This is a genomic window from Kitasatospora sp. NPDC051853 (assembly GCF_044452665.1).
In the GTDB taxonomy this organism is placed as follows: Bacteria; Actinomycetota; Actinomycetes; order Streptomycetales; family Streptomycetaceae; genus Kitasatospora.
On sequence record NZ_JBITBY010000027.1, the window covers coordinates 1 to 14,314 of the forward strand.

14 protein-coding genes and 1 pseudogene are annotated in these 14,314 nt (G+C 69.5%); 10 read left to right on the forward strand and 5 right to left on the reverse strand.

From position 1 onward, the window contains the following. The first annotated feature begins 144 nt into the window (after positions 1–144). Positions 145–285, forward strand: a complete 141-nt coding sequence (locus ACIA8O_RS39940) for a hypothetical protein (protein WP_396299013.1) — start codon at positions 145–147, stop codon at positions 283–285. Between the two features lie 9 nt (positions 286–294). Further along, positions 295–1,401, forward strand: a complete 1,107-nt coding sequence (locus ACIA8O_RS39945; protein WP_396299014.1) for a helix-turn-helix domain-containing protein — start codon at positions 295–297, stop codon at positions 1,399–1,401. A gap of 329 nt (positions 1,402–1,730) precedes the next feature. Here the strand turns inward: ACIA8O_RS39945 and ACIA8O_RS39950 are convergent, their stop codons facing one another. From ACIA8O_RS39950 to ACIA8O_RS39960, 3 genes and pseudogenes are all read right to left on the reverse strand, one after another. Then, positions 1,731–2,231, reverse strand: a complete 501-nt coding sequence (locus tag ACIA8O_RS39950; RefSeq protein WP_396299015.1) for a hypothetical protein — start codon at positions 2,229–2,231, stop codon at positions 1,731–1,733. Positions 2,232–2,348: 117 nt separating this feature from the next. Continuing rightward, a pseudogene (locus tag ACIA8O_RS39955) lies at positions 2,349–2,476 on the reverse strand (IS5/IS1182 family transposase); the annotation flags it as partial. A gap of 623 nt (positions 2,477–3,099) precedes the next feature. Beyond that, the gene (locus ACIA8O_RS39960) at positions 3,100–5,724 is read right to left on the reverse strand and encodes an ATP-binding protein (protein WP_396299016.1); all 2,625 of its coding nucleotides are present in this window, start codon (positions 5,722–5,724) and stop codon (positions 3,100–3,102) included. Positions 5,725–5,803: 79 nt separating this feature from the next. On the opposite strand from ACIA8O_RS39960, the gene ACIA8O_RS39965 reads away from it, so the two are divergent. From ACIA8O_RS39965 to ACIA8O_RS40000, 8 genes are all read left to right on the forward strand, one after another. Next, entirely contained in the window at positions 5,804–6,001 is a 198-nt protein-coding gene (locus ACIA8O_RS39965) for a hypothetical protein (protein WP_396299017.1), read from the forward strand. 267 nt (positions 6,002–6,268) lie between these two features. Next, entirely contained in the window at positions 6,269–6,430 is a 162-nt protein-coding gene (locus tag ACIA8O_RS39970; RefSeq protein WP_396299018.1) for a hypothetical protein, read from the forward strand. A gap of 326 nt (positions 6,431–6,756) precedes the next feature. Then, a complete protein-coding gene (locus ACIA8O_RS39975; RefSeq protein ID WP_396299019.1) occupies positions 6,757–7,197 on the forward strand; it encodes a hypothetical protein in 441 nt (146 codons plus the stop codon). Continuing rightward, positions 7,194–7,475, forward strand: coding sequence for a hypothetical protein (locus ACIA8O_RS39980; RefSeq protein WP_396299020.1), 282 nt, complete (start codon positions 7,194–7,196; stop codon positions 7,473–7,475). The genes ACIA8O_RS39975 and ACIA8O_RS39980 overlap by 4 nt, the downstream gene beginning before the upstream one ends. A 176-nt stretch (positions 7,476–7,651) precedes the next feature. After that, positions 7,652–8,839 carry a hypothetical protein gene (locus ACIA8O_RS39985; RefSeq protein WP_396299021.1) on the forward strand — a complete coding sequence of 396 codons (1,188 nt, stop codon included), beginning with the start codon at positions 7,652–7,654 and terminating at the stop codon, positions 8,837–8,839. A 660-nt stretch (positions 8,840–9,499) separates the two neighbouring features. After that, entirely contained in the window at positions 9,500–9,862 is a 363-nt protein-coding gene (locus ACIA8O_RS39990) for a hypothetical protein (RefSeq protein ID WP_396299022.1), read from the forward strand. After that, a complete protein-coding gene (locus tag ACIA8O_RS39995; protein WP_396299023.1) occupies positions 9,862–10,428 on the forward strand; it encodes an NUDIX domain-containing protein in 567 nt (188 codons plus the stop codon). The genes ACIA8O_RS39990 and ACIA8O_RS39995 overlap by 1 nt, the downstream gene beginning before the upstream one ends. A 147-nt stretch (positions 10,429–10,575) precedes the next feature. Next, the gene (locus tag ACIA8O_RS40000) at positions 10,576–10,998 is read left to right on the forward strand and encodes a hypothetical protein (RefSeq protein ID WP_396299024.1); all 423 of its coding nucleotides are present in this window, start codon (positions 10,576–10,578) and stop codon (positions 10,996–10,998) included. Positions 10,999–11,068: 70 nt separating this feature from the next. On the opposite strand, the gene ACIA8O_RS40005 is transcribed toward ACIA8O_RS40000, so the two are convergent. Next, positions 11,069–11,665 (reverse strand): helicase associated domain-containing protein, encoded by a 597-nt coding sequence (locus ACIA8O_RS40005; protein WP_396299025.1) that lies wholly within the window; start codon positions 11,663–11,665, stop codon positions 11,069–11,071. 66 nt (positions 11,666–11,731) lie between these two features. Continuing rightward, positions 11,732–14,314: tetratricopeptide repeat protein (locus ACIA8O_RS40010; RefSeq protein WP_396299026.1), on the reverse strand; the 2,583-nt coding region annotated here is incomplete at its 5' end.

Below are 14,314 nucleotides of genomic sequence, written 5' to 3' on the forward strand. Positions count from 1 at the left end.
CAGCCCACTCACCTACGAAGCCACCCTCGCGACCACTTCAACTACACTCACGCAAGCCGCATAAGACGTGTCCTCACTTCAGGGGGAAGCCCCGGGCGTACCAAGCCGCTGACTGGCGGGGAAGTCGTCATCATCATCGTCATCATGGTCCTGGCCGCCGCCCTCGCGGCCCTCGGCCAGCCGATGATCGGCGTCATCGAGTTCCTCGGCGCCGCCGTCTTCACGGCCTGCCGCACCCTCAAGGCGCTGCGCGACCCGCGCCCCACCGGCTTCGAGGGGATCTGACACCAGCCCATGGGACGGCGCGAGAGCGCCGTCACCGCAAGCACCAAGGAGCTGGAGGCGCTCGCGCTGTGGCTGCGTGCCCAGCGTGAGCGCCTCCAGCTCACCTACGCGGTGATGGCCACCAAGACCGACTACTCCGACAGCATGCTCTCCCGGGCCGCCTCCGGCACCACGGTACCCAGCGAGGAGATCGTCGAGCAGTACGCCAAGGCCTGCGACGCCGACGTCGCCCACGCCAAGAAACTCTGGAAGGCCGCCCGCTGGGCCGAGCAAGACCGCCGCCGCCAAGAACGCGTCGAAAACGGCTACGAAGGCGTCATCACCCGCCTCGACAACCAGCTCGCGGTCCGACCCGAACTCATCTCCGACTTCGCCCAGCTGCGCCGGGCGATGGTCGAACTACGGGCCAAGGGCGGACAGCCGTCACTGGCCCTGCTCCAGGAGAAGGCCGGGCTCACCGAGGCCGGCCGGCACCAGCTTCCCAAGAGCACCCTGAGCGCGGTGCTACGCGGTGAGGCACTGCCCAATCGCCGGCACGTCGTGGCGTTCGTACGGGCGATGGGCGTCACCGCCTCCCGGGCGGCGCGCTGGGAGAAGGCCTGGGAGCGAGCCGAACAGGCGGCGATCGGCCCGCCCGTGAAGCGCTCCGCCCGGTGGCAGGCACTGGTCGCCGATCGCCGCAGCGACTCGTTCCGGTTCCTCACCACCGCGGCCTCCGCCCTCGACCTCCGCCCCGGGCCGGGCCCGGAGACAGGTCCGGCGCCGGAGCGGGGTGCTGAGGTGAGGCCGCCGGGGGGCCTGCGGCAGGCGGACGTCGACTTCGTGCGCTCGCACCTGATCGCCCAGCCCACCAATTACGACTTCCTGCAGGGCCTACTGGGCCCTGAGGAAGCCCACCCGCCCGCCGGGCGCACCCGCGCCGGACTACCGATCCGAGTACCCAAGGTCTACCAGCGCACCGCCCCGATCGATCCCTTCTTCCAGACCGGCCCGGCCGGGGCCGCCAGCTGGTTCACCACCGCCCTCAGCCGCGCCCGCGACATCGCCGGACTACCGGCCGACCGGACCGCCGCGCACCACCCCGGCGCAGCCCGGGCAGTGCTGCTGAACCTTTGACGGAAACGTCAAAGGCCACGTAGGACATGGCGGCCCCGGCTGCTCGGCGCCGGGCCGGGGTAGTGCAGCAGCTGGCGGAAGTCGAACACGGGCCGCCGCCCGGGCTGGCGGCTGTGCATCTCATTCCGGCCGTGCAGGGTGTACCGGAAGTGGGACGCTCCGGCGGGCTGCCGGAGCGTTCAGCCGCGCCCCCAATTCATGGGTCAGTGGCTGTTTCCGAACCTTGCTGTGCAGGTCCGGGGCGGTGTTGGGGTTGGTGCGTGAAAGTGCCGTTCGTTTCAGCGTCACCGTGACGCTGAAACGAACGGCACTTGGCGTACGAGGGGTCATCAGCGGTTTTGGCGAAGCCGTTCCTCAGCTTCGGCAGGGGTGTCGTAGTAGCCGGGGCGAGCCAGGAGAACGGAGTTGAAGTAGTAGCCCTGCTCCTCTTCCGGGTCGTCATCGGCGGCGAACGGGCGCCAGAAGCTCAGGAGGAGGTCAGGGGCGATGTAGGAGGCCGGGTCTTCGGGGTCCGCGTAGATCGGAGTGTGCGCGCGCATCCTGGTGACGACATCCTGGGCCGGCAGGGCGAAGATCTCGGCTCCGAGGAACCTCACGCGATCGGTATGGTTCAAGGGTTGGCTGCCCAGTTCGACGGATTCGAGGTGCCCTCTGGTGCAGTGGATGGCGATCATGAGCCCGCTGGGTCGGAAGATGTGCTGGCCAGGACGGTCCGACTCCGACACCGACGAGAGATCGCGGAGCGAGTCCAACGCGGCGCTTGCCGCCTCCCAGTGCATACCGATCTGCAGTGGACCGACGCCGCTTGGCGGAACGAGTTCGAAGTCCATGCGGTCATGATGCCAACGCCTGCTGTCAGCGCTCTGCCGGGTTCTCAGCTGCCGTCATGCCGCCCGACTACACCCGCCCACGGTGGCGGACGTCTGGGCTGCGTTTTGCTGATGGGCGATCCGACGGGTCATCACAGTGACCGCGGCCCAGTTAAGGTGGGCCTCGGAATGCTCCGGCAGGCGCTCGTAGTCGCGGACGTTTCTGCGAGCTAGATCAGCCAGCTCAGAGTGCGCTCCACCACCCAATTCCCAGTATCAGGTGTCGTGTCTGGGGGATCGTTGCTCTGCGCACCCTGGCCGGAGACGGGTCCCTGGCCGGGGTCCTTCCTGCTTGTGCCGACCTGTTGTGAGGTCAGAATCCGAGAGCGTCGGCCCCTTCGGTGGGTATCAGGCCAGCCACGATCACGCCGCCGTACTCGGAGTCGGTGATAACGCGCAGACCGGCCTTACGCAGGATCCGGGCGAGGGCCGCGTCGATCCCATCGGTGACGGTCCGCACGAACCGGTCGACGGGGCGCCCGCCTCCGCCGGGCCGTCGAGTGCGTTGAGGGCGGCGCCGATCCGCCACTCGACGACCACCGACCCGGCCGCCGGCCAGGGCATTCGCCCGCGAACTGGCCGAAGAGTTCGGCCAGCGCCACAGTCCGCAACTCCAGAGAGCGCTGTCGGTGTCCGGCCCCGTCCCACTCCGCCGTGCTCGTCTCCCGGCCGTGCGGCCTCACCTCATCCCCTCGTCTCACACCTGTCCGGTGCACCATGAACCCCTGCTTCCTGGGGTTCATGGTGCCGCACGGTAGGCATCCCAGAACGCCAATCAAGCCCCTGCAGAGAGCAACTGCTGAACCCGGCTAGCCAGTCAGACAGAGGGCTACTCGTCTGCTTTTTCCAGCGAATTGTTCGCTCTATCATCGGCGCCCGCTGCGCGGTAGGCCGCAGCTGATTTCTCACGCATGGCCCGTACTTCGGCCTTCTGTCGTCTGGCGGCTAGGAGGGTATCGGCCAGTTTGTCGGAAGCCTCACCCAACTGGTAATGGTCGGCTAGATTCTCAAACAGGGCCACAGCCTGCTCGCCAGCGGTTACTGCCTGATTCAGCTTGTTGGCCTCTCGAAGCATAACGCTTCGATGGTGCCAGGTGCTAGCTTCGAGGCGTTGGTCGCCGAGGTCTTGGTATTGGGTAAGGGAAACGCGGAAGGCTTCTTCGGCTTCGTCGTAGCGTCGCATGCGTGTCAGCACGATGGCGAGGTTGTTCCAGGCGGAGGCTTCCCCGCTTCGGTCGCTGAGGTCTTGGTATTGGGTGAGGGCGGTGCGGTAGGATTTTTCGGCTTCGTCGTAGCGTCGCATGCTCGCCAGCACGATGGCGAGGTTGTTCCAGGCGGAGGCTTCCCCGTTCTGGTCGCCGGTTTCCTGGTATTGGGTGAGGGCGGTGCGCTGGGCTTTTTCGGCTTCGTCGTAGCGCTCCATATTTTCCAGCACGATGGCGAGGTTGTTCCAGGCGGAGGCCTCCCCGTTCTCGTCGCTGAGGTCTTGGTATTGGGTGAGGGCGGTGCGGTGGGCTTTTTCAGCTTCGTCGTAGCGCCCCATATTTTCCAGTACGGAGCCGAGGTTGTTCCAGGCGGAGGCTTCCCCGTTCTGGTCGCTGAGGTCTTGGTATTGGGTGAGGGCGGTGCGGTGGGCTTTTTCGGCTTCGTCGTAGCTCCCCATACTCCTCAGAGCGATACCTAGCGTGTCCCAAGCATTGGCTTCCCCAAAGAGGTTGTGGCTTTCGCGTGCTGCGGCAAGGGCGGTTTGGGCGGTGTCCAGACGGTCTTGGAGGAGACGGCGCTGGCTGAGATAGGCGCCGATATGGGATGCGAGGTGTCGGGCAGTCTGGTGGTGGCCTGCACTGTGGGCGGCATGGATCGCGGCGACCAGGTTGGCGTGCTCCACGTCCAGCCAGGCTAGGGCCTGGGCCCGATTGCTGAAGCGCTGTCCCAGGCCGACCTGGTGGGCTATAGGGTTCAGGTGGGCTTCGGCATCGTGGGCGGTGTCGGTGTAGTAGTCCAGAAGTCGACGCAGGGCTGCGTCGGTGTGGGCGGGGTACTTGGCGGCTTGTTCGGCGGCATAAGCGCGCACCAAGTCATGCATCCGCCACCGCTCGGTGTCCGGGTCCTGCCGGATGAGGCTGGCGTCGGAGAGGGCTTCCAGCCGTTTGCGGACGTCCCGGGTCTTGCCGATACCGGTGAGGGCGGCGGCGGTCTCGGTGGAGATGTCCGGCCCGGGGTTGACCGCTAGCAGCCGGAATAGCTCTGCCTGCGGCACCGGCAGTCGCCGGTACGAGCCCGCCAACACCGTGCGGACCGCGTCCTTGCTGCCCTCCAGCACCTCCAACCGCTCACCCAAGTCCTCCAGATCCTTTGCGAGCTGGGCGGGCTTGAGAGTACGCCCGAGCTGGGCGGCGGCGATCCGCAGAGCCAGCGGCAGGTACCCGCACAGCTCCGCCACCCTGGCCGCACCCACTGGGTCGGCGGTGACACGGTCGTCTCCGCGGCGAACTGTGCGCAGGGCAGTGTCCATGAGCGCGATGGCGTTGTCGGGGGTGAGGACGTCGAGGTCGACGAGGCGGGCGCCGAGATCGGAGGCGAGGTTGTCCCGGGAGGTGACCAGCATCCGGTGCGGCCCGTCCCCGTCCGGCAGCAGGAACTCGACCTGCTCGCTGCTGGAGGCGTTGTCCGCCAGCACCAGAACCCGCTCACCAGCACTGGCGCGTGCGGCGAGCTGGGTGCGGTAGAGACCAGCCCGCTGCCCGGTCCCCGGCGGGATCCGCTCCGGATCGGTGTCCAGTGCGCGCAGGGCGGTGTCGAGCGCCCCCGGGCCGTCGACCGGCGTCTCGTCGTAGCCGTACAGGTCGAGGAACAGCACCCCGGTGAACAATCCCCGTGCCAGGGCGGCCTTGGCGACGGCTAGGCATAGTGTGGTCTTGCCCATCCCGCCCATTCCCAGCACCGATGCCACCACCACCGCACCCACCCCGAGGTCGGTGCCGCTCTCCGCGTCCGGGGCAGGGGCGAGGAGTTCGAGGAGGTCTTCGAGGTCTTCGTCACGGCCGGTGAACCCGCTTGGGACGGCCGGAGGAGGAGCCAGGGGCGTCAGTCCCGAACCCGCGCCGTTCGGTGCGGGCCGGCCGGAAGCAATGCCCGGCCCGGGGGTCTGGCCGGCTCCGATGGCATTACGCCGGAGCTTCAGCAGCTGCGCATCCGGCATCTTCAACGCCTTTGCCAACGCGGCGACGGTGGTCGCGCTCGGGACCTTCCCGCCGTCCTGCAGGGCTTCGTGGATCGTGGTGCGGCTCAGCCCGGTTTTCGCGGCGAGCTGGTTCTTCGTCAGGCCTGTACGGGCGACCCCGTCCGTGAGCAGCTCCCGCAGCTCGACAAGATCATCTTTCCCGTCCACATCAGCCTCGCATCCCGCACAACCACGCGCTCGTACAACCACATGTCCGACGATGTTCATCATCGTCCGCCCGGACCACGACGGACACCGATTCCGGAACCTTCATCACGTCAGCTTCCCTCCGACCCACTGGGAGACCGCCGTGAACCCCACAACCGTCCTGCTCGTGCTCGCCGTCGTGGTCCTGTTCGCCCTCCTCGCCGCTGCGGGGGCCGGCGTCCTGGCCCGCCTCGACGGCGCCACCTACCCCGCCGCCATCGCCCGCGCCGCCACCACCTTCACCGCCGTCCTGGCCCTCGCCACCGCCATCACCGCGGCCCTCAGTCAGCTCTCCGGCTGAACCCCAGCACCGCACCCGGTCAGGCAGGCCCTCCAGCAGGGCCCGCCCGACCGGGTGCTGCCCGCCACAACAGCAGGGCCCGGGCCACCCTCACCGTGCCAGAACCCTGCAGCCCCACGCGCCCCCACTCCACACCGTGCTCGGCGAGCCGCACTAGCCCGTTCCCGTGAGCGGCTACCAGTCCATAGGGATGCCGAGGTAGTCCTCGTCGAACGGGTCGGCGGCCCGCTTGTCCGCGTCCCGCTGAGGGTGCGTCAGTGCGTTGCGGTGGTTGAGCTGGACGCCGAGGTCGTCTGGGTGGACGTCCTGCGCGCGGTCGGTCTGCGCCTGTACCCGGCTGTCGGCCCGGCCCTGGTCACCCTCAACCAGCCGGCCACCAGCCCGGTGCTGCTGGAGCCGATGACGGACTGGACGTACGGCTGGAGGTGATCGGCTCTGTTCGGCGGTTGATTGGGTGCTGGATCCGGTCCGGGCCGGGGGCGGCACATAGCCCGGTCCGGCTCGGACCACGGGCTGGAGCCGACGTCTGCGGCGCACAGCCGCGTGCCCGGAGCGCTTCGCTGCCATCACCAGGTGTTGGGGCGAGGGGCCTGCCTCACCCCAACACCTGGTGATCACCGTGCCTCACCCAGCCCTGCGGAACCGGGGGAGATCCGACCAGAACAGCCCCAGGGGCCGTGCCGCAGTGGAACAATTTCCCGAGCCGCGCACCGACCCGAACGGGGCGGCAGGAACACAGCAGGGGGAGCGGCACGATGTCCTGGAGAGACGTGGTTCAGCCGGCCCTTCGGCTGCTGCTCCAGCCGGGCGCCGGGCTCGACCCGCAGCTGGAGGTGCTGCGCCTGGGCGCGGAGCACGAGGACATCGACGCCAGCGACGTCGTGGTGACGCCGACGGTCAGCGGCGCGCTGGTGACCGGCACCCTGGTTTCCACCACCACCTGGGAGCGGCTGCACCTGCGCCAGCTCGGCGACCACGACACCGACCTCCAGAAGGTCGTCCGCCAGGCCGTCGGGCACCTGGACTCCGCCGCCGACGAAGGCCGGCGCCGCCGGGAGGTCGACCGCTACTACCTCCACCTGCGGGACGTCACCTACCGGGGCGGCCGCTCCGCCTACACCCTGCCCACCTGGCGCGGCTCGGTCACTGCGGTCACCGGCTGGACCCTCGGCGCACCTGTCGGGAGCGCGCGGTGAGTACCGATGACCTGCCGGGTGGTGCGCGGGTCTACGGCGCGGAGCCGGGGGAGCCGGCCGGGCCGGAGGAGGGCCACGACTACCGCGAGCTGGTGGGCGGCCCGCTGGACGGGCTGCTCCTGGACGTCACCGGCTGGAGCCCGGAGCAGCTGCTCGGCGAGGACGCCGGGGTGGCGCTGATCTGCGAGGTGGGCCGGTACGGGCCGGGCGGCCGGGCGCACTACGCCCCGCGCCCCGCCGAGCCGTCGAAGTGGGATTGGGAAGGCGACAGCGCCTGAGTCAACTGCCGCGGTTCGAGCACGCGCGGCGCAACGGGCCGGCCCCTTCCCGATTCGCTCCGGAACTCTGAAAACCCGATGAAACGGTCGAATTCCGCCAGTACCCTCCGAACAGGACACTCGGCTCCTCGGGAGCGCGACAGCGGGTAACACGGAAGACAGGTAGGGCACCATCCGTGAGTGAAGCCGAACGCAGTGGCAGGTACCGGTCCAAGCTGGTCTATGAGTTGCGGCACCTGAGGCCGTCACTACGCGCTGCCCTGCGACTGGAGGATCACTTCCTGACGCTCTTGGACGGCGCGGTGGGGATATGCGCGGTGCTGAGCGACCAGACCGACGAACGCCCCCGACTGGAGCGCCTGGAGGACTTCTTCGACGAGTTCAGCGAAGAAATCGGAGAAGGCGATCTGTCCCTGCTCCTCGCATTCTTCGAGACCCTTGACACTGCTACCTGGGTGGCACGGGCGGAGAGGATCGCGGGGGCCGGATTCCGTCGGTACGTGCGGCGTCTTCTCGGGGCCGCCAGCTACAACCGGATCGAGACCGCGTTCAAGGAGGACGCCGCGGTCGTCGTCTTCGCCCTCCGGCTGGGAGTGCGGGCCGCGATGCCCTACGCCGTGGCGTGGAGCGACGCCGTCCAGGTCGTCTCCAAGGAGCAGCTCAAGGCGGTCAACGGGAGCGCCATCGCGGGGGCGGACCTGGTTGACGCCGTCATGAAGTTCGACACCTTCGTCGGCACCAAGATGTTCAGCACCCTGCCGATGGAGATGACCACGGCTTCGGGCGAGGATCTCAAGAACTGGGGGAACGCCGAACTGCCGGGGCTCCTCGAGCAGTTCCGGGCAGTGGTCGCGGAATCCTCGATCCGCCGGATCGAGGAGGCGAACGCGCCGCTCGTCCGGAAGATCAAGGGCGCTCGCTCGGCTCTTGAGAATTCAGAGGACGGTGCCTCGCAGGCGGCCAACTCGCTGATCGAGCTATTCGACCGGATCACCAGGGAGGCATTTCCCAAGTCCACGGTGCTCGAGTGGAGTGATGCGAACTTCCCGGACGACACGGACATGTTCCACTGCAAAGACAACCTGCGGGCGCCCACCAAGAGGGCGGAAACGCTGTGCTTCATCCACGCCGGCAAGCCGATCGACCGTGACAACCCGCAGGGGTACCTGATCCAGGAAGTGATCGCCCGGGCCCTGGTCGCCACCCGCAACAAGCTCGAGAAGATCAAGCACTCGGACAAGGGGACCCCTCAGGAGCGGGATCAGGTCCTGCACCTGTCCAAGGCGCTGGGAGCCGCTCTCCTGCTGGCCCTCTCCTTCGCCAAGATGCAGTCGAAGACAGAGCCAGCCGAGGTCCCGCAGTAGCGGCGGCGATCCCACGGAACCGGGCGAGCCGGCCGGACGCCCTCCTCCCCGCGCCCCGCCGAGCCGTCGAAGCGGGAGCGGAAGGCGACAGCGCCTGACCACCCCGGCCGGGTACTACGGTGACCGCATGCCCGACCTGCGCCGCCCGCTCGACCCGCTCCTGCCCGCCGACGAGATCCCCGACCCCGGCAACCCGTACCTGCCGGCCGTCCGTCTGGTCGACGGGCCGCGCTCGCCACGGCGACGGAGCCGCGGCCGGACCTGCTCGCGGTCTACGTCCGCGCGACCGGGCGGTGGCGCCCGACCGTGTTGACCGGCTGGCGGCAGCTGGCCAGCGGCGAGTGGGTGGCGCGGGTGCAGTCCGGCCTCGACCGTGAGCCGGTGTGGGTCCACGTCGACCTCCACGCCCTGGTCGCCGACGCACTGCCCACGATTTCCCCTGGCGCCAGTTCGGCCGACTGGTCTGGGCCGCTGCCCGGGCCGTCCCGGACCGCGACAGGGCAGGGACGGTAGCGGTAGGAGCGTCCAGGCCCCCCGTGCACGGCCAGGGCGATGTCGTAGCGCGACCCGGCCCGGCCGGTTGGGCCGGCCGGTGCCGACCAGACCGGCACCCGGCGGGCCGGGTGCCGATCCGTCGGCGGTGCCGTCTACGATCCCGGGGTGTCCGACACGATCACCCCCACCACCAGCACCGATACCACCGAGATCCCCGACGGGGCCGAGGTCCCCGAGCCGGCCGTTGAGGTGGAGCTGCACCCCGACTTCACCATGCCCGTCTACGACCAGAGCCTCGGTTCCTGGGCCGCCCTGGAGAAGTGGGACGCCGACCTGCGCGCCCAGGCCCTCGCCGCCTACCCGGAACCTGAGCAGTGGCTCGAGAGGGCCTGCTACCCGGGCCCGGTGTCCACCGTCCCGCTCGCCGAGCACGACGGCAGCCTCATGCCCGAGCACATCGCCGCCCACCGCAGGGCGCTGTCCCGCCGGGCCTGGAACATCTGGCCGCCCGAGAAGAAGCGCGCGTGATGCCGACCCCCTCCACCCCGGACCCGGCCGCCACCCCCACCGCCCCCGATCCCGTCGCGGCCGGGACACCGGCCGTGGCGGTGCGGGTGGCCGCGCTGATCCTCCAGGGCCGCGAGCTCTGCCTGATCCGCCGTCACAAGCCCGGCCGCGGCGAGCAGTTCTCCGTCCCCGGCGGACTGGTCCACCACGGCGAGACCACCGCCCAGGCGCTCGGCCGCGAGCTCCTCGAGGAGCTGGGCCTGGACGTCGCCGAACTGCCCGAGCCTCCGCTGCTGCGCCACGTCCAAGACCAGCTCACCACCCGGCCCGGCAGCGACGGCCTCTTCCACCGCCTCCACCTGGTCCACGCCGTCCGCGTCCCGCTGACCGTGCGTCAGGACATCGCAGCGGCCGAGCTGGACGCCGACGACGTCGCCGAGGTGGTCTGGGTGGACGTCCTGCGCGCGGCCGGCCTCCACCTGTACCCGGCCGTCGGCCCGGCCCTAGCCACCCTCAACCAGCCGTCCACCGCCGACGGCACGGTGCTGCTGGAGCTGATGACCGACTGGACGTACGCCTGGCGCTGAGCGGCGCCGAGCCCGTCGGCTGACCAACCTGATCCACCTGAACCGCTGAGGGAGCGCCACCAAAGTTGCGGTGACGACCCCTCAGCGCAGCTCTCCCTGCGACGAAGTAGAGCCTCCAACACAGGAGTTCTCTCATACCATCAGAACATGAGCTATCAGAATGTTGACCCCGTCCTGGGAGTATTCGCCAACACCATCGAGGAGCTCGACTACGGAATCGGTGTCACCCTGACCACCACAGGCGGTGTGGTCACAGGCCAGCTGGTCTCGGGAAGGGCATGGGCCAAGGCATACACCGAGAGGATCGGACTCGAGCCGGAATCGCCGGCAACCGAGGTCCTCGGGCATGTGTTCAAGGGCTTGCAGGAAACGCTGAGCCCTGCGACCAACGCTGACACGGATGCAGAGGAGGAGCAGGAGAACAGCAACTACCCCTCCTTCATCCACCTCACTGAGGCCCGGTATCTCAGCGCGGGCAACCTGGTGCCCCAGGGCAACGACACGGTCCCGTGGCGAGGCCGTCTTGACCAGGTCGTCGCGTGGTCCGTTGGAAGGATGGGCAACAGCTGACGCCAAGGGCCGCCACCTCCACCGGGTGACGGGCCCCTTCAACTTCCCCGCTTCAGTGGGCCACGGTGGCCTACAGGGCCACCCCGAGGGCCACCAGCTGGCCGCGCTGCTCCTCGCTCAGCTTGTCCTTCCTGGCGGGCTGGTTGTTGACCCAGGCACCCAGCGCCAGCCCGTCGGCACTCTTGTGGGTGCGGGCGGGCCGGGCGTGCCCGTGCTCGGCGACGAACGAGGCCAGCGCCGCGAGGCCGGCCGCGAACCGGTCACCGCGGCTCTTGCCCGGCCGGGCCGCGACCTTCGCCCGGGCGGCGGCCAGCTCCTGGTCCTCCTCGATCCCGAGCGCCGCCAGGAGGTCGCGCTGCTCTTGGTCGAGCTCGGCGAAGCCGGCCCGCTGCGCCGCCGCCCACCGCCCGAGGCTCTCGCCCTCGAACTCGGTCTCCACGTCCAGTGCGGCCCAGTCCACCCGGCCGTCCGACTCCAGCCACCACGATCTGGAGGTGGCGTACGAGCGCTGCCAGGTGATCGGCCAGCGCGGCGCCCACCACGGGTCGATCGCCTCCAGCTGCGCCCGTTGCTCCGGATCGAGCGCGCCCGCGTCGCCCTCCGGCACCTCGGCCGCGGCCCGCAACGCAGCCAGCCAGCCCCCGATCGCGTACCCGCCGCCGATCACCGCCCGCGCCAGCGCTGCACCCCGTCCCAGCTCGTGATCCCGGTGGCCGAGCTCAGGATGTCCGTACTACTCGTCGGGTTTGGCGAGGGCCTCGGTGGCTTTCTCTTCGTCGCCGGACCGCCGGTAGGCGTCCGCCGCCGCCTCCCGTACCGCCCGCACCTCGCCTGCCGGGCGCCCGGCGGCCAGCAGGGTGTCGGCGAGCTCGTCCGAGGCCTCACCGAGGCGGTGCAGGTCATCCAGATCCCGGAACACGGCGACAGCGCGCTCACCGGCCTCCACTGCCTGCCCGAACTCCTCCAACCCCCGCGCGGCGTTGCCGAGGTTGTTCCACGCGATGGCTTCGCGGTGGCGGTCGCCGAGGTCCTGGTAGATGTCGAGGGCGCTTCGGTGGGCGTGGTGGGCTTCGTCGAAGCGCCGAAGATCTTTCAGAGCACTGCCGAGGTTGTTCCACGCGATGGCTTCGCTGTGGCGGTCGCCGAGGTCCTGGTAGATGTCGAGGGCGCTTCGGTGGGCGTGGTGGGCTTCGTCGAAGCGCCGCAGGTCGCCCAGTGCGGTGCCGAGGTTGTTCCACGCGATGGCTTCGCTGTGGCGGTCGCCGAGGTCCTGGTAGATGTCGAGGGCGCTCTGGTGGGCGTGGTGGGCTTCGTCGAAGCGCCGCAAGTCGCCCAGGGTGCTGCCGAGGTTGCCCCACGCGATGGCTTCGCGGTGGCGGTCGCCGAGGTCTTGGTAGATGTCGAGGGCGCTCTGGTGGGCGTGGTGGGCTTCGTCGAAGCGTCGAAGCTCTTTCAGAGCATTGCCGAGGTTGTTCCACGCGCCGGCTTCGCCGTGGCGGTCGCCGAGGTCCTGGTAGATGTCGAGGGCGCTCTGGTGGGCGTGGTGGGCTTCGTCGAAGCGCCGAAGATCTTTCAGAGCATTGCCGAGGTTGTTCCACGCGATGCCTTCGCTGTGGCGGTCGCCGAGGGCTGTGGCGGCTTGGTGGGCGGCGGTGGCGGTGTCGTGGGCGTCCTGCAGGTGGCGGCGAAGACGCAGGTAGGGCCTGAGATACGAAGCGAGGCTCGTGGTGATGTGGTGATGGCTGTTGGTGTGGGCGTGGTGGACGGAGGCGACGAGTCCGGCGTGTTCGGCATCCAGCCAGGCCAGTGCCGCGTCCCGGTTGGTGAAGCGGCTCCGGTCACCGGCGGTGCTGGGGACGAGGTGCAGGTTGCCAGCCCCCATGGTGTGCAGGTAGTGCCGGTAGAGCCGGTTGAGGGCGGTGTTGCTGTGGTGGGGGTGCTGCGCGGCTTGTTCGGTGGCGTAGGCGCGGACGAGGTCGTGCATGCGCCACCGTTCGGTGTCCGGGTCTTGGCGGAGGAGGCTGGCATCGGCGAGCAGGTCGAGCCGTTTGCGGACGTCACGGATCTTGCCGATCCCGGTGAGGGCAGCGGCGGTCTCGGTAGAGATATCCGGGCCGGGGTTCACCGCCAGCAGACGGAACAGCTCCGCCTGCGGCACCGGCAGCCGCCAGTACGAGCTGGCCAGCACGGTGCGGACCGCATCCTTGCGATCCTCCAGTACCTCCAGCCGCTCGGTCAGCTCCTCCAGGTCCTTCGCGAGTTGTGCGGGTTTGAGGGTGCGGCCGAGTTGAGCGGCGGCGATACGTAGGGCGAGCGGCAGGTGCCCGCACAGTTCCGCAACCCGGGCGGCGCTGGCCGGGTCGGCCGCGATCCGGTCGTCCCCACGGCGGACTGTGCGTAGGGCGGTGTCCATGAGCGCGACGGCGTTGTCGGGGGTGAGGACGTCGAGGTCGACGAGTCGGGCGCCGAGGTCGGGTGCGAGGTTGTTCCGGGAGGTGACCAGCATCCGGTGCGGCCCGTTCGCCGCCGGCAGCAGCAGCGCCACCTGGTCGTGGTCTGAGGCGTTGTCCGCCAAGACCAGGACCCGCTCGCTGGCGGCCGCCCGCGCGGCGAGTTGGCTGCGGTAGAGGGCGGCGCGCTGGTCGGTCTCGGGCGGGATCCGTTCCGGGTCGGTGTCCAGCGCACGCAGCGCGGTGTCGAGCGCTTGCGGGCCGTCGACCGGGCTCTCGTCGTAGCCGTAGAGGTCGAGGAACAGCACCCCGGTGAACAGCCCTCGCTCCAAAGCTGTGTGGGCCAAGGCGAGGGCGAGGGTGGTCTTGCCCATCCCGCCCATCCCCAGCACCGACGCCACCACCACCGCACCCGCCCCGCTCCCTACCTCGGAGCCGCTCTCGGCATCCACGGCGGGCGCGAGGAGTTCGAGCAGGCCCTCGAGGTCTTCGTCACGGCCGGTGAACCCGCCCGGGACGGCCGGAGGAGGAGCCAGGGGCGCCAGCCCCGAACCCGCACCCTCCGGTACGGGCCGGCCAGAAGCGCCGATCGAAATGCGGCCCCCATCGGCCCCGACGGCGCCGCGCCGGAGCTTCAGCAGCAGCTCATCCGGCATCTTCAACGCCTTCGCCAACGCGGCGACGGTGGCCGCGCTCGGCACCCGGGCCCCGTCCTGCAGCGCCTCGTGGATCGTGGTGCGGCTCAACCCCGACTTGGCGATGAGCTGGGCTCTCGTCAACTGCGAACGGGCGACCCCGTCGGCGAGCAGCTCCCGCAACTCGACAAGATCATCTTCCCCGCTCACATGAACCTCGCATCCCGCACA

Bases quoted from the DNA above. Each gene is read 5' to 3' on its own strand.
- ACIA8O_RS39940 (WP_396299013.1), top strand. From the start codon at position 145: ATGGTCCTGGCCGCCGCCCTCGCGGCCCTCGGCCAGCCGATGATCGGC.
- ACIA8O_RS39995 (WP_396299023.1), top strand. From the start codon at position 9,862: ATGCCGACCCCCTCCACCCCGGACCCGGCCGCCACCCCCACCGCCCCC.
- ACIA8O_RS40000 (WP_396299024.1), top strand. From the start codon at position 10,576: ATGAGCTATCAGAATGTTGACCCCGTCCTGGGAGTATTCGCCAACACC.
- ACIA8O_RS39975 (WP_396299019.1), top strand. From the start codon at position 6,757: ATGTCCTGGAGAGACGTGGTTCAGCCGGCCCTTCGGCTGCTGCTCCAG.
- ACIA8O_RS39960 (WP_396299016.1), bottom strand. From the start codon at position 5,724: ATGATGAACATCGTCGGACATGTGGTTGTACGAGCGCGTGGTTGTGCG.
- ACIA8O_RS39945 (WP_396299014.1), top strand. From the start codon at position 295: ATGGGACGGCGCGAGAGCGCCGTCACCGCAAGCACCAAGGAGCTGGAG.
- ACIA8O_RS39950 (WP_396299015.1), bottom strand. From the start codon at position 2,231: ATGGACTTCGAACTCGTTCCGCCAAGCGGCGTCGGTCCACTGCAGATC.